This is a genomic window from Salinicola sp. NYA28a, assembly GCF_976982775.1.
This window is the reverse complement of sequence record NZ_OZ334582.1, coordinates 1,362,653-1,387,132: the sequence shown is the minus strand read 5'-3', so window position 1 is coordinate 1,387,132 and position 24,480 is coordinate 1,362,653. Positions and strand designations below refer to the sequence as shown.

Annotated in this window: 21 protein-coding genes; 18 read left to right on the top strand and 3 right to left on the bottom strand. The window is 63.9% G+C overall.

Features of this window, described 5'->3' with window-relative positions; genetic code table 11:
* Nucleotides 1-109 precede the first annotated feature (109 nt).
* From ACWHY3_RS06255 to ACWHY3_RS06215, 9 genes are all read left to right on the top strand, one after another.
* The gene (locus ACWHY3_RS06255) at nucleotides 110-952 is read left to right on the top strand and encodes a fumarylacetoacetate hydrolase family protein (RefSeq protein ID WP_087718033.1); all 843 of its coding nucleotides are present in this window, start codon (nucleotides 110-112) and stop codon (nucleotides 950-952) included.
* 119 nt (nucleotides 953-1,071) lie between these two features.
* Nucleotides 1,072-2,127 carry a zinc-binding alcohol dehydrogenase family protein gene (locus ACWHY3_RS06250; RefSeq protein ID WP_448127853.1) on the top strand — a complete coding sequence of 352 codons (1,056 nt, stop codon included), beginning with the start codon at nucleotides 1,072-1,074 and terminating at the stop codon, nucleotides 2,125-2,127.
* Complete coding sequence (locus tag ACWHY3_RS06245) at nucleotides 2,124-3,776, top strand: UxaA family hydrolase (protein WP_332779843.1); 1,653 nt, start codon at nucleotides 2,124-2,126, stop codon at nucleotides 3,774-3,776. Before ACWHY3_RS06250 ends, ACWHY3_RS06245 begins: the two co-directional genes overlap by 4 nt.
* Nucleotides 3,773-4,915, top strand: coding sequence for a mannitol dehydrogenase family protein (locus ACWHY3_RS06240; protein ID WP_087718036.1), 1,143 nt, complete (start codon nucleotides 3,773-3,775; stop codon nucleotides 4,913-4,915). Before ACWHY3_RS06245 ends, ACWHY3_RS06240 begins: the two co-directional genes overlap by 4 nt.
* A gap of 47 nt (nucleotides 4,916-4,962) precedes the next feature.
* The gene (locus ACWHY3_RS06235; protein ID WP_087718037.1) at nucleotides 4,963-5,958 is read left to right on the top strand and encodes a C4-dicarboxylate TRAP transporter substrate-binding protein; all 996 of its coding nucleotides are present in this window, start codon (nucleotides 4,963-4,965) and stop codon (nucleotides 5,956-5,958) included.
* Nucleotides 5,959-6,155: 197 nt separating this feature from the next.
* Nucleotides 6,156-6,692 carry a TRAP transporter small permease gene (locus ACWHY3_RS06230; RefSeq protein ID WP_087718038.1) on the top strand — a complete coding sequence of 179 codons (537 nt, stop codon included), beginning with the start codon at nucleotides 6,156-6,158 and terminating at the stop codon, nucleotides 6,690-6,692.
* A gap of 5 nt (nucleotides 6,693-6,697) precedes the next feature.
* A complete protein-coding gene (locus ACWHY3_RS06225) occupies nucleotides 6,698-7,981 on the top strand; it encodes a TRAP transporter large permease (protein WP_087718039.1) in 1,284 nt (427 codons plus the stop codon).
* 160 nt (nucleotides 7,982-8,141) lie between these two features.
* Nucleotides 8,142-8,909 carry a FadR/GntR family transcriptional regulator gene (locus ACWHY3_RS06220; protein WP_087718040.1) on the top strand — a complete coding sequence of 256 codons (768 nt, stop codon included), beginning with the start codon at nucleotides 8,142-8,144 and terminating at the stop codon, nucleotides 8,907-8,909.
* A gap of 95 nt (nucleotides 8,910-9,004) precedes the next feature.
* Nucleotides 9,005-9,793 (top strand): SDR family oxidoreductase, encoded by a 789-nt coding sequence (locus ACWHY3_RS06215; protein WP_087718041.1) that lies wholly within the window; start codon nucleotides 9,005-9,007, stop codon nucleotides 9,791-9,793.
* A 203-nt stretch (nucleotides 9,794-9,996) separates the two neighbouring features.
* Here the strand turns inward: ACWHY3_RS06215 and ACWHY3_RS06210 are convergent, their stop codons facing one another.
* Together ACWHY3_RS06210 and araD1 are read right to left on the bottom strand one after the other, a co-directional pair.
* Nucleotides 9,997-11,796, bottom strand: coding sequence for an IlvD/Edd family dehydratase (locus tag ACWHY3_RS06210; protein WP_087718043.1), 1,800 nt, complete (start codon nucleotides 11,794-11,796; stop codon nucleotides 9,997-9,999).
* Between the two features lie 108 nt (nucleotides 11,797-11,904).
* The gene (araD1, locus tag ACWHY3_RS06205) at nucleotides 11,905-12,912 is read right to left on the bottom strand and encodes an AraD1 family protein (RefSeq protein WP_087718044.1); all 1,008 of its coding nucleotides are present in this window, start codon (nucleotides 12,910-12,912) and stop codon (nucleotides 11,905-11,907) included.
* 474 nt (nucleotides 12,913-13,386) lie between these two features.
* Here araD1 and ACWHY3_RS06200 point away from each other — a divergent pair, with 474 nt between their 5' ends.
* From ACWHY3_RS06200 to ACWHY3_RS06180, 5 genes are all read left to right on the top strand, one after another.
* Nucleotides 13,387-14,364 carry a tripartite tricarboxylate transporter substrate binding protein gene (locus ACWHY3_RS06200; protein ID WP_087718045.1) on the top strand — a complete coding sequence of 326 codons (978 nt, stop codon included), beginning with the start codon at nucleotides 13,387-13,389 and terminating at the stop codon, nucleotides 14,362-14,364.
* A gap of 28 nt (nucleotides 14,365-14,392) precedes the next feature.
* Nucleotides 14,393-14,887: a tripartite tricarboxylate transporter TctB family protein gene (locus ACWHY3_RS06195; RefSeq protein WP_087718046.1), complete on the top strand. Its 495-nt coding sequence runs from the start codon at nucleotides 14,393-14,395 to the stop codon at nucleotides 14,885-14,887.
* 6 nt (nucleotides 14,888-14,893) lie between these two features.
* A complete protein-coding gene (locus tag ACWHY3_RS06190) occupies nucleotides 14,894-16,411 on the top strand; it encodes a tripartite tricarboxylate transporter permease (RefSeq protein WP_448127852.1) in 1,518 nt (505 codons plus the stop codon).
* Nucleotides 16,408-17,463 (top strand): Ldh family oxidoreductase, encoded by a 1,056-nt coding sequence (locus ACWHY3_RS06185; RefSeq protein WP_448127851.1) that lies wholly within the window; start codon nucleotides 16,408-16,410, stop codon nucleotides 17,461-17,463. Before ACWHY3_RS06190 ends, ACWHY3_RS06185 begins: the two co-directional genes overlap by 4 nt.
* Before the next feature lie 214 nt (nucleotides 17,464-17,677).
* Nucleotides 17,678-18,862 carry a fumarylacetoacetate hydrolase family protein gene (locus tag ACWHY3_RS06180; protein ID WP_332779839.1) on the top strand — a complete coding sequence of 395 codons (1,185 nt, stop codon included), beginning with the start codon at nucleotides 17,678-17,680 and terminating at the stop codon, nucleotides 18,860-18,862.
* Nucleotides 18,863-18,926: 64 nt separating this feature from the next.
* Here ACWHY3_RS06180 and ACWHY3_RS06175 read toward each other — a convergent pair whose 3' ends face one another.
* Nucleotides 18,927-19,856 (bottom strand): LysR substrate-binding domain-containing protein, encoded by a 930-nt coding sequence (locus ACWHY3_RS06175; protein ID WP_303855565.1) that lies wholly within the window; start codon nucleotides 19,854-19,856, stop codon nucleotides 18,927-18,929.
* A gap of 271 nt (nucleotides 19,857-20,127) precedes the next feature.
* On the opposite strand from ACWHY3_RS06175, the gene ACWHY3_RS06170 reads away from it, so the two are divergent.
* The 4 genes from ACWHY3_RS06170 (at nucleotide 20,128) to ACWHY3_RS06155 (ending at nucleotide 24,459) form a co-directional block, all read left to right on the top strand.
* Nucleotides 20,128-21,426, top strand: a complete 1,299-nt coding sequence (locus tag ACWHY3_RS06170; RefSeq protein ID WP_087718051.1) for an L-fuconate dehydratase — start codon at nucleotides 20,128-20,130, stop codon at nucleotides 21,424-21,426.
* 117 nt (nucleotides 21,427-21,543) lie between these two features.
* Nucleotides 21,544-22,638, top strand: coding sequence for a TRAP transporter substrate-binding protein (locus ACWHY3_RS06165; RefSeq protein ID WP_087718052.1), 1,095 nt, complete (start codon nucleotides 21,544-21,546; stop codon nucleotides 22,636-22,638).
* Between the two features lie 64 nt (nucleotides 22,639-22,702).
* Nucleotides 22,703-23,206, top strand: coding sequence for a TRAP transporter small permease (locus ACWHY3_RS06160; RefSeq protein ID WP_087718053.1), 504 nt, complete (start codon nucleotides 22,703-22,705; stop codon nucleotides 23,204-23,206).
* On the top strand, nucleotides 23,203-24,459 hold the full coding sequence (locus ACWHY3_RS06155) for a TRAP transporter large permease (protein ID WP_448127850.1): 1,257 nt from the start codon (nucleotides 23,203-23,205) through the stop codon (nucleotides 24,457-24,459). The genes ACWHY3_RS06160 and ACWHY3_RS06155 overlap by 4 nt, the downstream gene beginning before the upstream one ends.
* Nucleotides 24,460-24,480: the final 21 nt, after the last annotated feature.

The following is a 24,480-nucleotide window of genomic DNA, read 5'->3' as shown; positions in this document are numbered from 1 at the left end:
CGTAAACTGCGCATTTTCGCTGGATTCCGCCTTGCCTGGCCTTCGCTCGCAACGTTTGTAGATACCCTCATTACGAATCATCCCATTTTTTACGTATAAGGAACTCCGCATGAAACTGCTACGCCACGGCCCCAAGGGTCAGGAAAAGCCCGGTATCGTCGATGCCAACGGCACTGTTCGCGATCTGTCCGGCAAGATCGATGACATCGCCGGCGACGTACTCTCCGATGCGGGTCTGGCGCAACTGGCGCAAATCGATACCGCCAGCCTGCCGGAAGTCGCCGCGGGTACGCGTCTCGGCCCCTGCGTCGGCCGCGTCGGCAAGTTCATCTGCATCGGCCTGAACTACTCCGACCACGCCGCGGAAACCGGCGCCGAGGTGCCCGCCGAGCCGGTGATCTTCAACAAGTGGACCAGCGCCATCTGTGGCCCCAACGACGACGTGGAGATCCCCCGCGGCTCGGAGAAGTCCGACTGGGAAGTCGAGCTCGGCGTGATCATCGGCAAGGGCGGGCGCTATATCGACGAAGCGGACGCCATGAACCATGTCGCCGGCTTCTGCGTGGTCAACGACGTCTCCGAACGCGAATACCAGCTCGAACGCTGCGGCACCTGGGACAAGGGCAAGGGATGCGACACCTTCGGCCCGCTCGGCCCGTGGCTCGTCACCCGCGACGAGATCGCCGATCCGCAGAATCTTTCGATGTGGCTCGAAGTCGACGGCAAGCGCTATCAGGACGGCTCGACCCAGACCATGGTGTTCCAGGTGCCGCATCTGGTCGCCTACCTCAGCCGCTTCATGAGCCTGCAGCCGGGCGACGTGATCTCCACCGGTACCCCGCCGGGCGTCGGCATGGGCCAGAACCCCAAGGTCTTCCTCAAACCGGGCCAGACCATGCGTCTGGGGATCGAAGGGCTCGGCGAGCAGCAGCAGCGCTGCGTCGAGAGCTGATGGACTAGAACTGGACGCCCCCCTCCGCCGGTCATGCCGGAGGGGGCGGTGGGCCAATATTGGCCTGACCATTGGGCCTATAGGTCAACTTTAAGATCGCCATTCTTGGGAGCGCATACATGCAAGTCGTCGTCTGTTCGAACCCGAACGAGATGGCCGTCATCGACCGGCCGGTGCCCGATTGTGCGCCTGGCGAGGCCTTGGTAGCGATCCGCCGTGTCGGCATCTGCGGTACCGACATCCACGCCTTCGGCGGCAACCAGCCCTATTTCGTCTATCCCCGCGTGCTGGGCCACGAGCTCAGTGGCGAGGTGGTTTCCGCCGCCGACGGTGTCGATTCCGGCCTCGTCGGCCAGGCGGTCTACGTCATTCCCTATCTGCACTGCGGCGAATGCCGGGCCTGCCGTCAGGGCCGTACCAACTGCTGTCAGCGTCTCGAAGTGGTCGGCGTGCATCGCGATGGCGGCATGGCGGAGTATCTGAACGTGCCCGCCTCGCACTTGATCCCGGTGACGTCGCTGCCGCCGGAGCAGCTGGCCCTGGTCGAATGCCAGGCGATCGGCGCCCACGCCGTCCGGCGTGGGCAGGTCGAGAAAGGCGAACTGGTCGTGGTGGTGGGTGCCGGGCCGATCGGCATCGGCGTGCTGCAGGTCGCCAGGAGTCGCGGCGCGCGGGTGGCGATGATCGATACCAATCGCGACCGCCTGGCCCTGTGCCGCGATGAACTCGGCGCGGACGCCGTCTGGCATGCCGTCGAAGACGACGTGATTGCGGAGATCGAAGCGATGAACGATGGCGCCCTGGCCGACGTGGTGTTCGATGCCACCGGCAATCCCAAGGCGATGAATCGCGGCTTCGATTTCGTCGGGCACGGCGGGCGCTACGTCCTGGTCAGCGTGGTCAAGGCCGACATCACCTTCAACGACCCGGACTTCCACAAGAAGGAACTGACGCTGATGGGCAGCCGCAACGCCACGCGGGAAGACTTTGAAACCGTCACCCGCCTGATGGCCAGAGGCGACATTCTCACCGAGCCGCTGATCACCCACCGGGGGCGACTCGAGGAACTGCCGACCTTGATGCCCCAGTGGTGCGCGCCCGGCAGTGGCGTGATCAAGGCAATGGTGACGCTCGAAAGCGCGGGCCACGACAGCGCAGCGGAGCATCAAGCATGAATGACACCATCGGCACCGACAGCCCGGCTCGCATCACCCTGCGCATCCACCCACGCGACAACGTGGCGGTGGCGCTGACCGACCTGCCCGCCGGTCGCCAGGTCGTCATCGACGACCACGCCGTCACGCTCGCCGACAACGTCCGCCACAAGCACAAGTTCACGCTCGCGGCGCTGTCGCCGGGCGATATCGTCACCATGTACGGCGTGACCGTGGGCAAGGCGACGCGTGACATCCCCGAGGGCGGCGTGATCACCGTGGACAACGTCGCCCACGCCACGGAAAGCGACGAGGTCCGCCCCGGCAGCAAGTCGTGGACGCCGCCGGACGTGACGCGCTTCCAGGGCACGACCTTCGACGGTTTCCATCGCCCGGATGGTGGCGTCGGCACGGCCAACGTGTGGCTGGTGATTCCGCTGGTGTTCTGCGAGAACCGCAACATCGAGGTGCTGCGCCAGTGTGTCGCCGATGCGCTGGGCGATGACCCTTATCGTGACTACAAGCGCATGGCGCGCCAAATGCTGAGCGGCCAGAGCGACACGCCGGAGAGCGCCGATTCGTTCGACGCCACCGCGCCCAGACGTTTCCCCAACGTCGACGGCGTGCGCTTTCTGACCCATACCCTGGGCTGCGGCGGCACCGACGACGATGCCGAAGCGCTGTGCCAGTTGCTGGCCGGCTATATCTGCCATCCCAACGTGGCCGGCGCGACGGTACTGAGTCTCGGCTGTCAGAAGGCGCAGATTCAGATGCTCAAGGCGGCGGTGGCCAAACGCGATCCGCAACGGTTGCGCACGGTGGACTATTTCGACCAGCAGTCCTCACCCAGCGAAGAAGCGCTGATTCGCAACGCCCTACAGTCGATCTTCGACGGTCTGGCAGCCGCCGACCGAATCCCGCGCCAACCGGCGCCGCTGGCCAAGCTCACGCTCGGCGTCGAGTGTGGCGGCTCCGACGGCTTTTCCGGCATCTCCGCCAACCCGCTGGTCGGCGCCGTGGTTGATCGCCTGGTCGCCCTCGGCGGCAGCGGCATTCTCAGCGAGTTTCCGGAACTGTGCGGGGTCGAGCACGAACTGGTCGCCCGCTGTACCGACGCCGCGGTCGCCGAACGTTTCCGCGATCTGATGCAGGCCTACCAGCGCCATGCCGCCGCGGTGGGGGCCGATTTCGCCATGAACCCGTCTCCGGGCAACATTCGCGACGGTTTGATCACCGATGCGATGAAATCCGCCGGTGCGGCCAAGAAAGGCGGCGACGGGCCGGTAGTCGACGTGCTCGATTACACCGAGCCGCACCGTCGCCCCGGTCTCAGCCTGCTCTGCTCGCCGGGCAACGACGTCGAATCGACCACCGCGCTGGCCGGCTCCGGCGCCAACCTGATCGTGTTCACCACCGGTCTCGGCACGCCCACCGGCAACCCGGTGACGCCAGTGCTCAAGATCGCCAGCAACAGCGAACTGGCGACCCGCATGCGCGACATCATCGATTTCGACGCCGGCCCCATCGTGCGCGGCGAACGCGGCATCGACGAGCTGGCCGAGGAGCTGCTGGCGCTGTGCATCGAGGTCGCGTCGGGACGCCATCGCTCGCATGCCCAGCGTCTCTCACAGCACGACTTCATTCCCTGGAAGCGCGGGGTGTCTCTATGAGCGCTTCGACACGGCTCTCGACGAGCGCGTCCGATTACCGCGACGCCGGTATCGTCCAGTTCGGCACCGGACGCTTCCTGCTCGCCCATGTCGATGCCCTGGTATCCGAATCGCTGGAGAAGGGAGACAGCGATGAGCGCATTCTGGTGGTGCAGAGCTCGACCCGCGAGGAAGGCAAGCGCAAGGCGCGCTTGCTCGCCGAGCAGCGCCGCTATCCCGTGCGGATTCGCGGTCGGCGCGACGGCGAAACGATTGATCGCAAGCAGACCGTCGACAGCATCGCCGGCTGCCTGATCGCCGCCGAACAGTGGGACGTGCTCAAGCGACACGTGGTCGAGCACGCCCGCATCATCGTCTCCAACACCGCCGACAACGGCTACGACATTGGAGACGACTCGAGTCTCGCGACAGTGCCGGCGAGCTTTCCCGGCAAGCTGACCCACCTGTTGCGGGCCCGCTTCGAAGCCGGTAACGATGGCCTGACGATCCTGCCCTGCGAGCTGATCGAGCAGAACGCCCGGCAGTTGAAGTCGCTGGTGACGACAATGGCCCGCCGCGACGGCGAGGCGACAGCCGATAACGCGGCGTTTCTCGACTGGCTGGACAACCGCTGCGTATGGGCCGACACGCTGGTCGACCGCATCGTCTCGGCGCCGCTCGAACCGCTCGGTGCCATCGCCGAACCCTATGCGCTCTGGGCCATTGCCCGCCAGCCGGGCATGGCGATCCCCTGCGTGCATCCGGATGTCGAGATCGTCGACGACCTGACCCCGCAGGCGATGTGCAAGCTGCACATTCTCAACCTGGCCCATACCTATCTGGTCGACCGATGGCAGCAAGCCGGTCGCCCGGTCGAGTTCGTGCGCGAGGCGATGGAGTGCGCCGCGCTGGTCGATCCGCTGCGTGCCACCCTCGAAGAGGAGGTGCTGCCGACGCTCGCCGCCGAACTGCCCATGAACCAGCTGGAGCCGTATCTGGCGGTAACGATGGAACGGTTCGCCAACCCCTTCCTCGATCACCGCCTCGACGATATCGCCCAGCATCACGCCGCCAAACTGCAGCGACGCCTGCAGCCGGTGGTGGATAAAGCACGCCTCCAAGGGCGCGCCACGCCCAGGCTCGACGAGGCGTTGAGCTGATGGCGACAACACGAAGCATCCAAGACGACAACATCCGGAGCACGCCAATGATCACCCAACGATTCTTCCGCTTCACCGCTTCACTCACCCTGGCCGGTCTGAGCACGCTCGCGCTCACGGGCATGGCCCAGGCTGCGACCGAAATCCGCGTCGCCTACGGCAATCAGCCCGGCGAGCCGGTCGATGTCGCGGTCAAGGAGTGGGCGAAAAGCGTCGAGAAAGCCAGCGACGGCGAGCTGACGCTGAAAGCCTTCCCCGCCAGCCAGCTCGGCGGCGAGACCGAAGTGATGGAGCAGGCGCGCTTCGGCTCGCCGCTGATCACCATTACCGCCTACTCCAACTTCATGAGTTCGGTGCCGGATCTGGCGGTACTGGACGCGCCGTATCTCTCCGACGATTTCGACAGCAAGCTCAAGGTCTTCGAGTCCGACTGGTTCGCCGAGCAGGAAAAGAAGGTCGAGGAATCCGGCTATCACATCGTGATTCCCAATTCCGTCTACGGGGTGCGCCACCTGCTTTCGCGAGAAGCGGTCTCGACGCCGGAGGATCTGGCCGGGGTCAAGGTGCGGGTGCAGAACTCGCCGATGTACGTCGCCGCAATCAAGGCAATGGGCGCGGTGCCCACGCCGATGTCGCTGGGCGATGTCTATCCGGCGCTGGCCCAGGGTTTGGTCGACGGCGTCGAGAACCCGCTGCCGGTGCTGTATGGCGGCAAGTTCTACGAGGTAGTGAAGAATCTCAATCTCACCGCCCACATGCATACGGTCGCGCCGTTCGTCACCGGTGAAGCGTTCTGGCAACAGCTGAGCCCGGAAGACCAGAAGATCCTCACCGAGACCGGTCAGGAGATGGCCAAGAACCTGCGCAGCCTGGTCGAGAAGGAGACCGACAAATCGCTTCAGCAGTTGAAGGATGCCGGCGTCCAGGTGCACGAGGTGGATACCGCCCCGTTCCGCGAGCGTGCCCAGCAGGAAGTCCCGGCGGCATTCCCGCAGTGGAGCGACGGGCTGTATCAGCAGGTCAGCGATATCATCAACGGCTGACAAAATCGCCGGGAGCGATTCTGGACATCGCACAGCGATGGTCCGAAAGGCGACCGTCAGGAATGGCGGTCGCAATCTCGAATCTTGCGCGGACTCGGCGTCCCCAGCGAATCGAGGCGTTGCGCGGGACTATCGACCCTCCTTTGTTTAACGCTGCGAAGTGAGCTGTTGCTCACGTCGTTAGGAGTTGAATATTCATGCAAACGTTTTTCAAGGCGCTCGACCGCCTGATGCGACTCGATGAGGTGATCGCCAGCCTGGCGCTGTTCGGGCTGTTCGTGGTCGCCATCGCCAACGTCTTCATGCGCTACCTGTTCTCGTCGCCGCTGGCCTGGAGCGAGGAGATCCTGCAGCTGTTGATGGTGTGGGCGACATTCCTCGGCGCCAGCGCACTGGTACGGCGCAACGAGCACGTGCTGATCGGCCTGCTCAACGACAGGTTGCCGGCAGCCGTTGCGCACTGGAACACGCGCATTTTCAACATCGGCATTGTCATGCTTTGCGCGGTGGCGATGCTTTTCTGGGGGCTGGAACTGCTGCCCTTCTCGCGTTTCCGCAGCACGCCGATGCTGCAGATCCCCTACTACTGGATTCACGTATCAATCCCCATCAGCGCAGCGCTGATGCTCTATCACAGTCTGGTGCGCCTGATCACCAATGACCGATTGATTGCCGACGAACGGGAACTGGCTCCGCCGCAAGCCACCCGTGACGTCGTTACCGCCAAGGAGTGATATCGATGGCCGTTGGAATCGCGCTCGCCGCGCTCTTCATCCTGTTCTGCCTGGGCACGCCGGTGGCCTTCGCGCTGTTTGCGTCGAGTCTGACCTACTTCCTCGTCGGTGCGGATCAGCCCATGGTAATGCTGATCCAGCGCCTCGCCGGCGGGCTGGAGTCCATTTCACTGCTGGCCATTCCGTTCTTCATCATGGCCGGGGTGTTCATGAACCACTCCGGCATCACCGAACGGCTGCTGACGCTGGCCGAACTGATGACCCGTCGAATGCACGGCGGTCTGGCGCAGGCCAACGTACTGTTGAGTACCTTCATGGGCGGTCTTTCCGGCTCCAACATCGCCGATGCCGCCATGAACGCCAAACTGCTGGTGCCGAGCATGACGGCTGCCGGCTACCCCAAGGCGTTCTCGAGCGCGATCACGGCCTCGTCGTCGCTGATCACGTCGACCATCCCGCCGGGGATCGCGCTGATCGTCTACGGCTACGTCAACAACGTCTCGATCGGGCGGCTGTTTCTGGCCGGTGTCGTGCCGGGCGTGCTGATGGCGGTCGCGATGATGGTACTGGTGTCGATCCAGTGTCGCCGCCTCGGCTATCAGAAGCCGCGCCGCGAACGTGTCACTCGTCACGAATGGATCAGCGTGACCCGCGCCGGGATCATCGCGCTGCTGCTGCCGGTGGTCGTCATCGGCGGCATCCGCGTCGGCATCTTCACGCCCACCGAAGCAGGCGCGATGGCCGTACTCTATGCGCTGATCGTCGGGCTGTTCGTGTATCGGCAGATGGGGCTGGGCAGCGTTGCGCTGGCGACGCGGGAGTCGCTGATGGCGTCGGTCAACGTGCTGTTCATCATCGCGGTCGCCTCGGGCTTCGCTCGCGTGCTGACCTGGGAGCAGATTCCCCAGCAGATCGCGCTGATGCTCTCCTCGGGCGTCGGCAGCGCGGTGGCGTTTCTACTGATCGCCAACGTCCTGCTGCTGGTTCTCGGCATGTTTCTGGAGGGCAACGCGATTCTGATCGTGCTCTCGCCGTTGCTGGCTCCCGTGGCGGCCCAGTTCGGTATCGACCCGGTGCACTTCGGTATCGTGTTCATCCTCAACGCCTCGATCGGCACCATTACGCCACCCCTGGGCACGGTGATGTTCACGACCTGCAGCATCACCGGCGTCTCGATCGGCGCCTTCATTCGCGCCATCGCGCCCTACTGGCTGCTGCTGGTCGCCCTGCTGCTGGTGGTGACCTTCGTACCGGCGATCTCGCTGGCGTTACCCAACTGGGTGTTCTGACCCGGGAGCGTGCCCTGAACGCAAGCCTCCGAGTACGACCATGGCCGTATGTCGGCCTTTCCCGGTCGCGCGTTCGGCGGCCGGACAGGTAAGATGAAGTCGAAACAGCAAATGTTGACCATACGGCTCAACCCACTTCGAAGGCCGGGATTCGACTGACGTGAAGGACACCTCGACAACGCGTTCCCCACGCCGGCCCAGCGTCGCTGAAGCGCTGGTCAGGGAGATCTTCGCCGGCCATTACCAGCCCGGCGAATTCGTGCCCAAGGAGATCGACCTCTGCGAGCAGTTCGCGCTCAACCGCTCGGCGGTGCGCAGCGATCTGCGCCAGTTGGTCGACGCCGGCATCATCGAGCGTATCTCCGGTTACGGCTCCCGCGTTCGGGATTATGCCGAGTGGAACATTCTCGACCCGCAGGTCACCGAGTGGATGGTGCGTTTCGCCACACCCAACCCGGGTATTCAGCGCGAGATCCTGACCTTCCGGCTCGACGTCGAGCCCTATGTGGCGATGACGGCGGCCAAGCGCGCCACGGCGAGGGATCTCGTGGCGATCGAAGAAGCCTTCGAAGGCATGGGCCGTGACTTCCACAACCCCGAATCGGCCAACCGCGGGAGGCTTCACAGCGACCACGACGTCGCCTTCCACGTAGCCATCTTCAAGGCGACCCACAACATCGTCTGGAAGCAGCTATCGCACATCCTGAAGCCCTCGATTCATCTACTGGTGGAGACCTCCAACGTCAGCGCCAGCGATCCTGAGCAGAGCCTGGAGCGCCACCGCCACTTGATGGAGTGCATTCGAACCCGGCGGCCCCGCGAGGCCTTCTTCGCCTCGGTGGCGGTTTTGCAGGGAACGGCCGACGCGCTGGGGATGGAGATGCCGGAGACCTTGCTGGGCGAAGTGCCGGCAGCCGTCGAGCGCTGAGCGCCGTCCTCGCGTGCCGGCAGCGCGATACCCAAGGAGCGCGGAAACTCGCATGCCTGCGATGCCCGCCTCGATCTCGTCAGAGGAGAACCAACATGGATTTCGGTATCAACGGCCGCTGGGCCATCGTCTGCGCCGCCAGCCAGGGACTGGGCAAGGGTTGCGCCGTTGCCTTGGCCAGGGAAGGGGTCAATCTGGTCATCAACTCGCGCCGGCAGGAGACGCTGGACGCCGTCGCCGAGGAGCTGCGCGCACTCGATCCGGCGATCGAAGTGCGTACAGTTGCCGGTGACATCGGCGATCCGGCCATCCGAGAGGCGGTGCTAAGCGCGCCGCCCCAGGTCGATATCCTGGTCAACAACAACGGTGGCCCGCCTCCCGGCGATTTCCGAGACTGGGAGCGGGACGACTGGATCGCGGCGCTGGACGCCAACATGCTGGCGCCCATTGCGTTGATTCAGGCCTGCGTCGATGGCATGGCCGAGCGCGGCTTCGGCCGGATCGTCAATATCACCTCGTCGGCGGTGAAAGCCCCGATCGACGTGCTCGGGCTCTCCAACGGTGCCCGCAGCGGCCTGACCGGATTCGTCGCCGGCACCGCTCGCCAGTCGAGACTGGCCAGCCGCAACGTCACCATCAACAACCTGATGCCGGGCGCCTTCGACACCCAGCGGCTGAGGGGCGGCATCGACAAGGCCGCCAGCAAGAGCGGCCGCACGCATGACGAGGTGGCACAAACGCGTCTGGACGCGATTCCCGCCCGCCGCTTCGGCAACCCCGAGGAGTTCGGCGAGGTCTGCGCCTTCCTCTGCAGCCGCCAGGCCGCCTACATGACCGGCCAGAACATCCTGCTCGACGGCGGCGCCTATCCAGGAACTTTTTAAGGCGCCCGAGACTGCGCCTCTATCTAAGACGCCCGAGACCGCGCCTCAATCTCGGTCGAGGCGCCCCGAGCCGCGCCTCTGTCCATCGCGCTCGGAGGCTAGCGCCGCCTTCTATAGCGCCCAATGCTGACCTTCGCTCGTAGCTCGTAGCTCGTAGCTCGTAGCTCGTAGCTCGTAGCTCGTAGCTCGTAGCTCGTAGCTCGTCAGTGATTATCTCGTGGCAAGTCCCAGGCAATCGCCCGGTACTTGGTCGCCGGCGCCAGGGTCATGCCGCGGTCGAGCTGTTCGACCATCGAACGCTGGATCTCCTGCCACGGGGTCTGGTGGTCGCGATACGGGTAGCCGCCGCTGGCTTCGAGCTTGGCGCGTCGCGCTGCCAGCTCCTCGTCGTCGATCAGCAGATTGGCCTCGCCCCGCTTGAGATCGATACGGATCCGGTCGCCGGTTTCGAGTAGCGCCAGGCCGCCGCCCGTCGCCGCTTCCGGCGAGGCGTTGAGAATCGAGGGCGAGCCGGAGGTTCCCGACTGGCGTCCGTCGCCCAGGCACGGCAGCGATTCGATGCCCTGCTTGATCAGCGCTTCCGGCGGCTGCATGTTGACCACCTCGGCGCCCCCGGGATGCCCCACCGGGCCGGCACCGCGCATCACCAGGATGGTGTTCTCGTCGATCTCGAGCGCCGGGTCGTCGATGCGCGCATGGTAGTCCTCGGAGCCGTCGAACACCGCGACCTTGCCTTCGAACGCTTCCGGATCGTCCGGATTGGAAAGAAAGCGGCGCCGGAAGTCTTCCGAGATGACGCTGGTCTTCATCAGCGCGGAATCGAACAGATTGCCCTTGAGATTGAGAAAGCCCGCCGATTCGACCAGCGGCTTGCCGTAGCGCAGGATGACGTCTTCGTCCTGAGTTTCCTGGCCGAAGCAGTTGGCATGCAGCGTCTGACCGTTGACCGTCAGCGCGGCGCCATGAAGTCGTCCTGCCGCCAACAGTTCATGAACCACCGCCGGGACTCCACCCGCCCGGTAGAACTCCTCGCCGAGATAGGCACCGGCCGGCATCACGTTCGCCAGCAGCGGCACGTCGTGACCCAGCCGCTGCCAGTCGTCGTTGGTCAGCTCGATTCCTGCGTGACGGGCGATCGCGTTGATGTGAACGGGGGCATTGCTCGAGCCGCCCAGTGCCGAACAGACGACGATGGCGTTCTCGAACGCTTCACGCGTCAGGATGTCGCTCGGACGCAGGTCTTCCCACACCATCTCGACGATGCGCGCCCCGGTGGCGTAGGCGACCATCGGTCGCTCCTTGTAGGGGGCGGGAATCATCGCCGAGCCGGGCAGACTCATGCCCAGCGCCTCGGCCATGGAGTTCATGGTCGACGCCGTGCCCATGGTGTTGCAGTGCCCCACAGAGGGCGCGGAATCGGCGATGCGGGCTAGAAACTCGGGATAGTCGATCTCGCCGGTGGCGAGACGCTTGCGCAGCTCCCACACGATGGTGCCGGAGCCGACGCGCTCCTTGCCGCGCCAGCCGTTGAGCATCGGCCCGCCGGAGAGCACGATCGCCGGGATGTCCGCCGTGGCGGCGGCCATCAGACAGGCCGGCGTGGTCTTGTCGCAGCCGGTGGTCAGCAGCACGCCGTCGAGCGGATAGCCGTGAAGCACCTCGACCAGACCGAGATAGGCGAGATTGCGATCCAGCGCGGCGGTGGGCCGGCGTACGTTCTCGTGAATCGGATGCAGCGGAAATTCGAACGGGACGCCGCCCGCCGCGCGGATACCCGCCTTGACCCGCTCCACCAGCTGGATGTGATGGCGGTTGCACGGCGTGAGATCGGAGCCGGACTGGGCGATACCGATGATCGGCTTGCCGGAAGAGAGCTCTTCCAGGGTGATGCCGTAGTTCATGTAACGCTCGAGGCACAGCGCCGTGGTGCCGGCGTGGTCAGGATTATCGAACCACCAGCGTGAACGGAGTTGATCGGGGGTTCGGCGGGGACGTTCGGTCATGATCGGGGCTCTCACAAACTTGTCACTGACTTGGCCGACGGGCCAGCGGCGTAAACGATCGCTGGCCCGGCCGGTGCTGAAGCATTGGTGCGTTGGGTCGGCGAACGCTTATAGCGCTTTTGCGGCCGCGTAGCCAAAATCCTCTTCGCTCCCGAGCGTGTTGCGCAGCGGGCGACCCAGTGCCGGCAGGTCGATCTCGTAGCGATCGCCCGGCTCGACCACGACCTTGTCGGCGAAGCTCAGTGTCGCGGTGCCGAAGAAATGGACATGAACGTCGCCGGGACGGCGGAAGTTGCGATACTTGAAGTGGTGATGCTCGAGGTTCGCCAGGCTGTGAGCCATGTTGCCCTCGCCGGTCAAAAACGGCTTCTCCCATAGCGTGCGACCGTCGCGCACGATGCGGCTGGTGCCTTCCAGGTTCTCCGGCAGCTCGCCGATGAAGAGCTCCGGGCCGAAACTGCAGGCGCGCAGCTTGGAGTGCGCCAGCCACAGGTAGTTGAAGCGCTCGGTGACGTGATCCGAGAATTCGTTGCCGATGGCGTAACCGACGCGCCAGGGCGTGCCGTCCTGGCCGACGACATAAAGCCCGGCCAGCTCCGGCTCCTCGCCAGCATCCTGGGCGAACGCCGGGGACGGGATGTCGGTTTCCGGCGCCACCACGCAGTCGCCATCCCCCTTGTAGAACCATTCCGGCTGCGGCCCGACTTCCCCCGCCTTCGGCTTGCCGGCCTCGATGCCCATGCGGAACATGCGCATGGAGTCGGTGAGTTCACTTTCCTCGACCCTGTCAGGCGAGGACATAGCGGCAGCGTGCATCGCCGAACGGGTATCGGCGCTGCCGAGATGCGTCAGCCCCGTTCCCGTGACCAGGCAGTGCGCCGGATCCGAATGCGTCAATGGCGGCAGCAGGCGACGCTCGGCGACGATCTGCGCGTAGTCGAGACGCTTCTCGGTTAGCGCCGATTCGACTACCGCGGTCAGCGGCTTGCCCTCGTCGATGGCGCGTCTGGCCAGACCGTAGACGCCCTCGTCGGCGTCGACGACCTGGACCTCCCGTTCATCGATGACCATCGCCACGGTCAGTTGGTCGTCGTTCAGGCACTGTATCAGGCGCATCGTTCTTCTCCTCCATCGCTCATCGGTCATTGCCACCACGACGTCTCGACCACCCTGGCGGGACGTCTCGAATCTCATCCGGCTGGCCACCCGGCCCGGCGTCGGCGCCTCGTGACGCAACGGCCGCCGTTTATCACCTGACGCCTATGTTGAACATATGAAAAATAAGTACAACATAGACTTTCGGAGCAAATACCTCCGAAGCGAACCGGCGTAATCTAGCGGTGAAGGTCATTGTTCGGCACGAAGGGTTTCTCCACGATTTGCCTGACGATATTGATTAGCCAGAATAAAACTGCCTTCATCCGATCCGTTTTCAGCATGTCGCGTCACCAGAAAGGCATGGCCATGGTTTCGCAGTTATACCAATGTCTAGCCAATACGCATATTGCACTCAATGGTCATAAACCATAGCTTCATTGAGCGAAATGCAGGTTCATAACCACACAAAATATCCCCGCCGAGGAACATGCCATGAAGACGTCAATAACCAGAAGTCATCTCGCAGGATTGCTCGGATTGTCGTTACTGCTGCCGCTGCCGGCAATGGCCGACTATCCCGAGAAGCCGATTACGTTGATCGTTCCCTGGGCGGCCGGCGGGGGCACCGACGCGACCGCTCGAACCATCGCTGCCGCGCTGGAAGAGGAGCTGGGTCAGACGGTCAATGTGGTCAACCGAACCGGCGGGAGTGGCGTGGTCGGACATACCGCCATGGCCATGGCCAAGCCGGATGGCTATACGCTCGGTCTGATCACCGGCGAGATCAACATGATGCACTGGCAGGGACTGACGCAGCTCACCTACCAGGACTACACGCCGATCGCCCAGATCAACTACGACTACGCCGGCATCCAGGTCGCCGCCGACGGCCCGTTCGACTCGGTCGAATCGCTGGTCGAACAGGTCAAGAACGAGCCTGCCCGAACCTATACCGCTTCCGGTACCGGACAGGGTGGCGTCTGGCATCTGGCCTTCGCCGGCTTCCTGCTGGATCAGGGAATGGAGGCCGATCGCGTCTCGTGGATACCCAGCCAGGGCTCGGCCCCGGCGATGACCGAAATGGCAGCCGGCAGTATCGATATCGTCCCGAGCTCGGTCCCCGAAGGGCGCTCGATGATCGATGCTGGCAAGGCCAGGAGCCTGGCGATCATGGCGCCGGAGCGGCTCGACAGCTTCCCCGACGTCCCGACTTTGAAGGAAGCGATCGGCAGCGACTACGCCATCGGCGAATGGCGCGGCATCGCCGGTCCCAAGGGGATGGATCCGGCCGTCGTCGAGACCCTCGAGAAAGCGGTCGAAGCTGCCTACAACAGCGACACCTACCAGAACTTCATGGCCAAGCAGGGCTTCGGCACTGAATGGCGGGGCGCGGACGATTTCGGCAAGCTCATGGCCGAACAGGACGAGCGCTTCGGCAAGATCGTCGAACAGGTAGGTCTGGCCAAGTGATCCGACGACCCGACCGGGAGACGACCTCATGAGAGATTTCCTGCTCGGACTGGCGTTCATGATCGGCGGCGGCGTGGTCATTGCCGTCGCCCAGACCTATCCGACCATGCCGGCGCTGCAGTTCGGCCCGTCACTGTTCCCCTCGCTGATCGGCGGGGGAATGGTGGTCGGCGGGCTGCTGCTGGCACTGACTCGGGTGGGTCAACTCAGGAACGCGCTCGCCGGTCCTCGCGCGGGTCCACACACCCTGGCGACGCGCTACGATTACCGCGGCCTGTTGATCTCGCTGCTGCCCTGCGTGCTGATCGTGTTCTACATCCTGGCCAGTGAATTTCTGGGCGCGCCGCTGTGTATGGCGGTGAGCATGCTGGTCCTGATGCTGATGCGTGGCGCCAGGCTATGGCTTGCGCTGATCGTCTCGATCATCGTCGCCGTGGCAATCTATGTGCTGTTCTCGCGCTACCTGCTGATCCCGCTGCCGGAAGGCACCCTTTTCTCCCAAACCCTTCCCTTCGCCTGGTGACTGCTCATGGACGCTTTTCTGCAAGGCCTGGCAATGGTGTTCAACCTCCAGACGATGCTGGTCATCGTCGCGGCGGCCGTTTTCGGGCTCTTCGTCGGTGCCATACCCGGCTTGACCGCTACCATGGCGGTGGCACTGCTGGTGCCGATCACGTTCTATATGGATGCCACCCCGGCCATCGCCGCGATCGTGGCGACGTCGGCGATGGCGATTTTCGCCGGTGATATCCCCGGCACCTATCTCAACATTCCCGGCACGCCGGCATCGGCGGCCTACGTCGGTGAATCCTATCGACTCGCGCAGAAGGGGCGCGCCCGCGAAACGCTGGGCACCAACCTGGTCTGTTCGGTCATTGGCGGGCTGTTCGGCACGATGGTGCTGGTGTTCGTGTCACCCTCGCTGGCCGAAATGGCGCTCAATTTCAGCTCCTTCGAATACTTCTGGCTGGCGCTGCTGGGCCTGAGCAGCTCGATCTTCATCGCCATCGGATCCCGGGTCAAAGCCTTCCTGTCGCTGACGGTGGGCCTGCTGCTGTCGACCGTGGGGCTGGACATGATGAGCGGTGCGCCCCGCTTCACCTTCGGCGTTCCCGACCTGATGGCCGGGATCAACTTCATCCCGGTGATGATCGGCATGTTCGCGCTGAACGAGATCATGATGTTCTACGGCTCGCGGGTCGAGGAACGCCATGTCCCGGTGACAGCGAAGGACAGCGTCTTCCTCAAGGCGCCGGGGCACATCAAGACCTACTGGCGTAACGTCCTGCGTGGCAGCTCCCTCGGTACGCTGATCGGCGCGCTACCCGGTGCCGGAGCGGACATCGCCGCCTGGATCGCCTACGCACTGGGCAAGAGCCGCTCCAAGGAGAAGGAAAAATACGGCACGGGCCATATCGAGGGTATCGTCGACGCCAGCTCCGCCAACAACTCCGGCATCAGCGGCGCTTGGGTCCCGGCGCTGGTGTTCGGCATCCCCGGCGACACCATTACCGCCATCGTCATCGGCGTGCTCTACATGAAGGGCATGAACCCCGGCCCGACGATCTTCATGAATGGCGGCGGTCAGGTCTATGCGCTGTTCACGGTGTTCTTCGTCGCCAACCTGATCATGCTGCCCATCGGCTATCTCGCCATCCGCGCCTCGAAGGTGTTCATCCTGACACCGCGCAAGATCCTGATGCCGGTCATCCTGAGCTTCTGCATCGTCGGCGCCTTCGCCATCAACAACTCGATCACCGATATCTGGATCATGCTGATCATCGGACTGGTGGCCTTCGTGCTCGCCCGCAACGACTTCCCGATGGCCCCCGCCATTCTCGGACTGGTGCTCGGCAGTACCCTGGAGAACAGCTTCATGAGCTCGATGCTGAAATCCAACGGCGACCTGCTAGCCTTCTTCGAGCGTCCGATCAGCGCCGCGCTGGGGACGCTGGTCATCCTGATCTGGTTCCTGCCATTGCTGCTGCGGCTGATTCGTCGCCTGCGCGGACAGCCTGCCCCCCAACAGACACCGAGGTCCCCATGACACGCTTTGATGCCGCCACGCTGCGCGAGACATTGACAACGCTCTTCGCCGAAAACGGTGCCACGCCAACGGTCGCCGAGACCACGGCCCGGATTCTGGTCGAGGGCGATCTGCTCGGCCACCACACCCACGGCGTCAAACTCGCCAACGGCTATCTCAAGGATCTGCGCGCGGGCCATGCCAAGGGCGATGACGCGGTCCTCGAAGTTCACCAGAACAGCCCGGTGGCGGCCCTGTTCGACGGCCACTATCTGCTGGGCCCCTACGTGGTGCAACGGGCGCTGGATCACGGTCGCGAGGCGGCCGAGCACTTCGGTATCGGTATGGTCAGCGTGAAGCGCTCACACCATATCGCCTGCTTGGCCGCCTATCTGCAGCCGCTGGTCGAGGCTAACCTGATTCCGCTGATCCTGAGTTCCGACCCGGCGGTCGCCTCGGTGGCCCCGTTCGGCGGTCTGGACCGCGTCTATACCCCCAATCCCCTGGCGATCGGCATTCCCGGTCGTGAGCAGCCGCAGCTGATCGACGTCAGCATGTCGACCATCACCAATGGTACCGTGGGCAAGACCCACGCTGCCGGCGACAAACTCGCGCATCCGGCGATTCTCTCGGGCAAGGGCGAGGTCAGCGACGATCCGGCAGACTACTTCGCCGAGCCTCCGGGCAGCATTCTGCCGCTGGGGGAACTCGCCTTCGGCCACAAGGGCTTCGCGCTGGGGCTGATGGTCGAAGCGCTGACCTCCGCCCTGTCCGGTTTCGGCCGCAAGGACGCCCCCGAGGGCTGGGGCGCTTCGGTGATGGTGATGGTGATCGATCCGGCCCGCTTCGGCGGCACCGAGTCGTTTCTCGACGAGACCGACCATGTCGCCAGACGCTGCCTCGACAGCCGGCCGCGCGACCCCGCCAGGCCGGTGCGTCTGCCCGGTCAGTCCGGCCTGGCCCGGCGCCGGGACTATCTCGACAACGGCATTCCCCTGCCCTCGGACGTGGTCGAGGCCATGCGCGATGCCGTGGCAGACTCATCTCTGGCCGGCAAGACAGCCTTCGGCTAGGCACTGTCTGAAAAGTACTGCGCTCGCCCATGCGGCGTTAAAAATCGGCTGGAGCGCCAGCCCGGTCAAAATGCTCATTTACACCCTGTAAACTGGAGCGCCAGCCCGGTCCGCTTTCGCCGATTTTTGCCTTGCCTGGCCTTCGCTCGTCGACTTTTCAGACAGCACCTAACAAGCACACATCCCTTTCGACTCGACAGGAGCTCTGTTTTTCATGACCCAACCCAATGATCCCGGTCGCCTTCACGACGACTGTCTTCCCGAAGATGCCGATCAGGCGCTGCTGGTGGGGCGCGTCTGGCTGACCAGCGATGATGGCCGCGCCGGCCCGGCGCTGGTAGCGCTGCGCGGCGAGGTATTGGTCGACCTTTCCGAGCATGTCTCGACCATGGCCGACCTGCTGGAACGCGACGACGCCGCCTGGCTCGCCCGTGAAGCGCCGGGTAACAGCGTTGGCACGCTGGCAGAAGTGCTCGCCAACAGCCTCGAGGACGCACCGCGCGCGCCCTATCTGCTGGCCCCCTGCGACGTGCAGGCGATCAAGGCGTGCGGCGTGACCTTTGCGGTCAGCCTGCTGGAGCGGGTGATCGAGGAGCAGGCGGGCGGCGATCTCAAGCGCGCTGCCGAACTGCGTCAGGAGATTCAGTCGCTGATCGGTGGCGATCTGTCGCGGATCAAGCCGGGCTCGGAAGAGGCGATGGCGCTCAAGGCGGAGCTGCAGGCGCGTGGCGGCTGGTCGCAGTACATGGAAGTGGGTATCGGCCCCGATGCCGAGGTGTTCTCCAAGGCGCAGCCGCTGTCCGCCGTCGGACATGGCGCCCGCGTCGGGCTGCATCCCGCCTCCGAGTGGAACAATCCGGAGCCGGAGATCGTGCTGGCCGTGGACGCCCAGGGGCAAGTGCGTGGCGCCACGCTGGGCAACGACGTCAATCTGCGCGATGTCGAGGGTCGCAGCGCCCTGCTGCTGGGCAAGGCCAAGGACAACAACGCCTCCTGTTCGATCGGGCCGTTCATCCGGCTGTTCGACGAGCACTTCGGCATCGACGACGTGCGCAATGCACAGGTATCACTGCGCATCGAGGGCGCGGACGACGACTTCCTGCTGGAAGGACAGAGCGACATGCGCGAGATCAGCCGCGATCCGCTGGATCTGGTGGCGCAGACCTACGGCGTCCATCATCAGTACCCGGATGGCTTCATGCTGTTTCTCGGTACCATGTTCTCGCCGATTCAGGACCGTGACGGCGAAGGCCAGGGCTTCACTCACCACATCGGTGACCGGGTGACCATCTCGACGCCCAGGCTGGGGTCGCTGAGCAACGTCGTCGACCGCAGCGACCGCCTGCCGCCATGGACCTTCGGCATCCGCGCACTGCTGGCTCACCTCGGTCAGCGCTGACGCCGGTTCAGCGTGAGTCCATCGCCTCTCCTGCCGATGCTGCCCTGGCGTCGGCAGTGGAGATTCAGGGTTCGTCGCGCATCAACAGCGTATCGATGAACTCGCCGACCACATCGGAAATCGCCTCTCCCTTGCGGGTCAACACGCCGTAGTAGCCCAGCGGTTCGCCGATCACCAGCGGCAGCGCGGTGAACTTGCCCGCCGAAATGGCCGTCTTGAGCACCGACGTCGGCAGCAGGGCGATGGCATCCGACGAGCTGACCAGTTGCAGCGTGGTCTGCGTCGAGGTGGTTTCCACCACGTTGCGCGGCGTCGCGACCCCGGCTTCGGCCAGCGCCACCTCGAACAACCCCCGCATGGGGCTGCTCATGGGATGCAGCACCCAGGGCCAGCGCACGACCTCGCCCAGGCCGGGCGGGCGCTCGCACAGCGGGTGCCCCGCCCGCACCACGATCGAGACCGGCTCTGCCTGAAGAGGCAGGAAGTCGAACAGGTGATGCTGAGCGTGTTCTGTCACGCGTCCGATGACCACGTCCAGCCGTTTGTACTCCAGGTCCGCCAGCAGCCGATCGCTGGAATTCTCGAACAGGCTGACCGCCAGTTGCGGCCGTCGCGACTTGATCGTGGTGATCGCCTTGGGCAACAGCAACGGTGCCGCGCCAGGGACCGCGCCAATGACCAGCTTGCCGTGGCCCCCTTCACGCAGCGATACCAGATCGTCTATCAGGCGATCGGTGTCGTTGAGGATCGTCCGGGCGTAACGCACCAGCAGCCGCCCGGCATCGGTGATCTCCATGCTGCGAGGCTGGCGATAGAACAGCGTCATGCCGAAGAAGGTCTCGATGTCCTTGAGCATCTTGCTGGCCGCCGGCTGGCTCATGTTCATATGGCGAGACGTGGCGTGAAAATTGCGACTTTCGTCCAGCGTGACAAGCAGCGCGAGATGCTTGATACGCAGCCAACCCTTGACGTGATTACGACTATCGTTGGACATCATTCCGATCCGGATAAGCCTTTGGTCAAAGACAATAACCCCCGGTTATCGAGGTTGCAAAAAAAAAGATTGGTCAGTGCCAACGAGCGCCAATTAGTCTGACGACACAGCCCCAAAAGACAGCCGGGTTTCATGATGACTTTCCTGAAATAACCGCACCAATCATCGGTAATACTACGACTAAAGATATCGAATTGGCGTCCGGTATTTTTCGAAGTTTTCCATGAAAATCGTGACAACCTTCATCCATAAGGCAAGGAATCTCGTCAGCATGCCCACGATTCAACGGGTCGAAGTTCAGGACATTCGTTTCCCGACCTCCCGCGAGCTGGACGGGTCGGATGCCATGAACGCCGCGCCGGATTACTCGGCCACCTACGTCATCCTGCATACCGACGCCGACGACGGCATCACCGGCCATGGCCTGACCTTCACCATCGGCCGGGGCAACGAGATCTGCGTCAAGGCGGTAGAGTCTCTCGCCTCCCGCCTGGAGGGGCGTTCGCTTTCGGATATCACCGGCGACATGGGTGCCTACTGGCGCGAGCTGACCAGCGGCGACAGTCAGTTGCGCTGGCTGGGTCCGGAGAAAGGCGTCATTCATCTGGCCTGTTCGGCAATGATCAATGCCGTCTGGGATCTGTGGGCGAAGCACGAAGGCAAGCCGGTGTGGAAGCTGCTCGCCGACATGACGCCGGAGGCGCTGGTGCGGTGTCTCGATTTCCGTTTCGTTACCGATGCGCTGACCCCGGAAGAGGCGATCGGCCTGCTCAAGCGTCGCGAGGCCGGCAAGGCCGAGCGCGAAGCCGCGCTACGCGAGCACGGCTATCCGGGCTACACCACCTCGGCCGGCTGGCTGGGCTACTCGGAAGAGAAGATGCGCCAGCTCTGCCGCGATGCCATCGCGGACGGCTGGGATCATTTCAAGCAGAAGGTCGGCGGCGACATCGAAGAGGATCGACGTCGCGCCCGTATCCTGCGCGAGGAGATCGGCGAAGCGCGCCTGCTGATGATGGACGCCAATCAGATGTGGGATGTCGACGAGGCGATCGCCAACATGCGACGGCTGGCGGAGTTTCGCCCTCACTGGATCGAGGAGCCGACCAGCCCCGACGACGTGCTGGGTCACGCCGAGATTCGTCATCGCCTGGCGCCGATCGGCGTCGCCACCGGCGAGCACTGCCACAACCGGGTGATGTTCAAGCAGCTGTTTCAGGCCGATGCGATCGATTTCTGCCAGCTCGATGCCGCCCGGCTGGGGGGCCTCAACGAAGTGATCGTGGTGCTGCTGATGGCCGCGAAGTACGACATTCCCGTCTGCCCCCATGGCGGCGGCGTGGGCCTATGCGAATACACCCAGCACGTCTCGATGTTCGACTACATCGCGGTTTCCGGCTCGTTGGAAGGCCGTTTGCTCGAATACGTCGACCATCTCCACGAACACTTCGTCGACCCGGTACGAATCCGTCGCGGGCATTATCTGGTGCCGGATGCCCCCGGCTACGGCGTCACCATGAAGGCGGACTCGCTCGCCGCTCATCGATATCCCGATGGCAGCGCCTGGCAATGACGGCGCCGCCGACCCGAGCATTCGGCCGCCGCCGAGACCCGCGGCGCCGGACTGCACGTCACTCACGCCATGCACGCCAATTGCGCTATTCACTTCACTAACGTTCTGGAGCTGAAGATGACAACAATCACATCATCGCATCCCGCCACACGATCCCGCCGCGCCCGTTCTCCGTTGACGACGCTGATGGTGGCGACCGTCCTGAGCTTGACCAGTCTCTCCGCCACGGCCGCCACCGAGATGCCGCCCTTCCCGGAAGTGACCGGCGATGTCGTCGAGGGCGACGGCAACGACTACAGCCTCAAGTTCAACATCGGCCTGACCCAGTCCAGCGCGCAGTACCGGGGACTGGAATACTTCAAGAAGATCGTCGAGCAGCGTAGTGACGGCCATATCGAGGTGCAGACCTTCCACAGCGCCCAGCTTGGCGATGACCTTCAGTCGGTCAGCGCCCTCCAGGCCGGCACGCTGGAAATGACGGCGCCTTCCACCTCACCCATGGTCAGCATGTTCCCGCAGTTTGCGGTGTTCGACCTGCCGTTCCTGTTCCCGACGCCAGAGATCGCCGACAAGGTGCTCGACGGCGATATCGGCCAGCAGATGCTGGAAGAGGCGTCGACGAAAGGCCTGGTCGCTATCGGCTGGTCCGAGAACGGCTATCGCCAGCTCACCAACAGCAAGCAATCGGTGACCTCCCCCTCGGACCTGGACGGGCTGAAAGTCCGTACCATGCAGAACCCGATCCACCTGGACATCTGGCGTACGCTTGGCGCCAACCCGACGCCAATGTCGTTCGCCGAGCTGTTCACCGCGCTGGAACAGGGTGTCGTAGACGGGCAGGAGAACCCGTGGATCACCATCGAGTCCTCCAAGTTCAACGAGGTCCAGCCCTACGCCACCGAGACGAACCACGTCTACACACCGTTCATCACGCTGGTTTCCGAGCGTTTCTGGAACCGCCTGCCGGAGAGCTACCAGCAACTGCTGCGTGAGGCAGCCAAGCAGATGGGCGACTACGAACGCCAGGTCAGCCGCACCCTCAACGACCAGATCAAGCAGGAGCTGAAGAACGAGGGCATGCAGATCACCGAGCTCACGCCGGAACAGATCGCGACCTTCCAGGAGGATCTGGCGCCGGTCTACGACGAGTGGCGTGACAAGATTGGCGGCGACCTGATCGACCGTATCCGCGCCGAGTCCCAGGCTCAGTAAGTGCCGATTCGCCGCAGGCGTCACGGACGCCTGCGGCTAGCCCTGCGTGATCATGGAGGTGATGATGAATGCCGACTCCCCCGCCACCCGGGGTCTCCTGGGCTGGCTCCGCCAAACGCTGGAAATCGCCGCCGGGCTGCTCGTGCTCGGTGTCGTCTTCTGCGTCACGGCCAACGTCTTTGGTCGTTTCGTACTCAACTATTCCTACACCTGGGCCGAGGAGCTCTCCCGGGTGCTGTTCATCTGGCTGGTGCTGCTGGGCGCCGGCGTCGGCAGTCTCAGCAACGAGCATGTGGCGGTCACCTTCTTCCGCGACAAGGCGCCCGCCGGCCTGCGCAAGGCCGCGGTCCTGCTGAGCATTGCCATCATCTACATCGTCTGTATCTGCATTCTGCTGGGGTTCAAGGAAGTGATCTCAGGTTACACCAGCGCCACACCGATGCTGGGCATTCCCCAGACCTTCCTTTACAGCGCCATGCCAGTGATGGCGATCCTGACGATGATCGCCAACACCATTGCCTTGGTCGAATTGATCAGAGGCGCCCTGTTTCGGAGCAAGACACCATGATCCTGTGGAGCATTCTGATCGGGCTGGCGATCTGCATCGTCATCGGTATGCCGATCTCGTTCGGCCTCGCGGCCATCAGCCTGTTCATCTTCTTCGAATCCGGCTATGCGCTGACGCCGATCGTATCCCAGGCGGTCAATGGCCTGGACTCCTTCCCTCTCCTGGCGATTCCCCTGTTCATTCTGGTCGGCGAGGTGATGAGCGCGGGCGGCATCGCCACTCGACTGGTTCGTCTCGCCAGCGCCCTGGTCGGCTTCGTCGCCGGTGGCCTCGGCCAGGTGGCGGTGCTGACGTCGATGTTCTTCGGCGGCATCAGCGGCTCCGCCGTGGCCGATGCCTCTGCCGTCGGCAGCATGATGATCGAGCCGATGAAACAGCATCGCTACAGTGCGCCAATGGCAACGGCCATCGTCGTTGCCGCTTCGGTGGTGGGCATCATCATTCCGCCGTCGATTCCGATGATTCTGTTCGGCGTGGTCACCAACACCTCGATATCGCAGCTGTTCATGGCGGGTATCGTGCCCGGCATCCTGATCACGCTGGGGCTGGCGGTCACCACCTATGTCCAGTCGCGCAAGAACGGGCGCGGCCAGCCGTTCTCGGTGCCTGAGCTGTTCGCGGCATTGAAGGAGTCCCTGCTGGCGCTGCTGCTGCCGGTCATCATCGTCGGCGGCATTCTCTCCGGCGTGTTCACACCGACGGAGAGCGCGGCGATCGCCCTGGTCTACGCCTTCGCGGTGTCGTTCTTCATCTATCGCAGCCTGACGTTGAAGCGCTTCTTCGAGCTTTGCATCGCCACCGGCAAGCTCACCGGCGTCGTGATGCTGCTGCTGGCGTTCGCCAGCGTGCTGGCCTGGCTGTTGACGGCCAACATGATTCCACAGCAGCTGGTTGTCAGCCTGTCGGCCATCACCGAGAACCAGTTCCTGCTGCTGCTGATACTGACGGCCTTTCTGCTGGTAGTCGGCTTCTTCATGGACCTGACCCCGGCGATGGTCATTCTGGCGCCGCTGATGACGCCGGTGGTGGTCAAGCTGGGCGTCGATCCGGTCTATTTCGGCGTGCTGATGTCGTTCGTGCTGGGGATCGGCCTGATCACGCCACCGGTGGGGACGGTACTCTACGTCGGCTGCGGCGTGGGCAAGGTCGGCATGGAGAGCCTGGTGAAGAGCCTGCTGCCCTTCTATTTCACGCTGATCGCGCTGCTGGCGCTGTTCCTGCTCTTCCCCCAGATCGTGCTGTGGTATCGCTGAGGCCAGGTGATTTCGATGATG

Coding starts and splice junctions, on each gene's coding strand:
- ACWHY3_RS06255 (WP_087718033.1), top strand. CDS start 110: ATGAAACTGCTACGCCACGGCCCCAAGGGTCAGGAAAAGCCCGGTATC.
- ACWHY3_RS06250 (WP_448127853.1), top strand. CDS start 1,072: ATGCAAGTCGTCGTCTGTTCGAACCCGAACGAGATGGCCGTCATCGAC.
- ACWHY3_RS06245 (WP_332779843.1), top strand. CDS start 2,124: ATGAATGACACCATCGGCACCGACAGCCCGGCTCGCATCACCCTGCGC.
- ACWHY3_RS06240 (WP_087718036.1), top strand. CDS start 3,773: ATGAGCGCTTCGACACGGCTCTCGACGAGCGCGTCCGATTACCGCGAC.
- ACWHY3_RS06235 (WP_087718037.1), top strand. CDS start 4,963: ATGATCACCCAACGATTCTTCCGCTTCACCGCTTCACTCACCCTGGCC.
- ACWHY3_RS06230 (WP_087718038.1), top strand. CDS start 6,156: ATGCAAACGTTTTTCAAGGCGCTCGACCGCCTGATGCGACTCGATGAG.
- ACWHY3_RS06225 (WP_087718039.1), top strand. CDS start 6,698: ATGGCCGTTGGAATCGCGCTCGCCGCGCTCTTCATCCTGTTCTGCCTG.
- ACWHY3_RS06215 (WP_087718041.1), top strand. CDS start 9,005: ATGGATTTCGGTATCAACGGCCGCTGGGCCATCGTCTGCGCCGCCAGC.
- ACWHY3_RS06210 (WP_087718043.1), bottom strand. CDS start 11,796: ATGACCGAACGTCCCCGCCGAACCCCCGATCAACTCCGTTCACGCTGG.
- araD1 (WP_087718044.1), bottom strand. CDS start 12,912: ATGCGCCTGATACAGTGCCTGAACGACGACCAACTGACCGTGGCGATG.
- ACWHY3_RS06200 (WP_087718045.1), top strand. CDS start 13,387: ATGAAGACGTCAATAACCAGAAGTCATCTCGCAGGATTGCTCGGATTG.
- ACWHY3_RS06195 (WP_087718046.1), top strand. CDS start 14,393: ATGAGAGATTTCCTGCTCGGACTGGCGTTCATGATCGGCGGCGGCGTG.
- ACWHY3_RS06190 (WP_448127852.1), top strand. CDS start 14,894: ATGGACGCTTTTCTGCAAGGCCTGGCAATGGTGTTCAACCTCCAGACG.
- ACWHY3_RS06185 (WP_448127851.1), top strand. CDS start 16,408: ATGACACGCTTTGATGCCGCCACGCTGCGCGAGACATTGACAACGCTC.
- ACWHY3_RS06180 (WP_332779839.1), top strand. CDS start 17,678: ATGACCCAACCCAATGATCCCGGTCGCCTTCACGACGACTGTCTTCCC.
- ACWHY3_RS06175 (WP_303855565.1), bottom strand. CDS start 19,856: ATGTCCAACGATAGTCGTAATCACGTCAAGGGTTGGCTGCGTATCAAG.
- ACWHY3_RS06170 (WP_087718051.1), top strand. CDS start 20,128: ATGCCCACGATTCAACGGGTCGAAGTTCAGGACATTCGTTTCCCGACC.
- ACWHY3_RS06165 (WP_087718052.1), top strand. CDS start 21,544: ATGACAACAATCACATCATCGCATCCCGCCACACGATCCCGCCGCGCC.
- ACWHY3_RS06160 (WP_087718053.1), top strand. CDS start 22,703: ATGAATGCCGACTCCCCCGCCACCCGGGGTCTCCTGGGCTGGCTCCGC.
- ACWHY3_RS06155 (WP_448127850.1), top strand. CDS start 23,203: ATGATCCTGTGGAGCATTCTGATCGGGCTGGCGATCTGCATCGTCATC.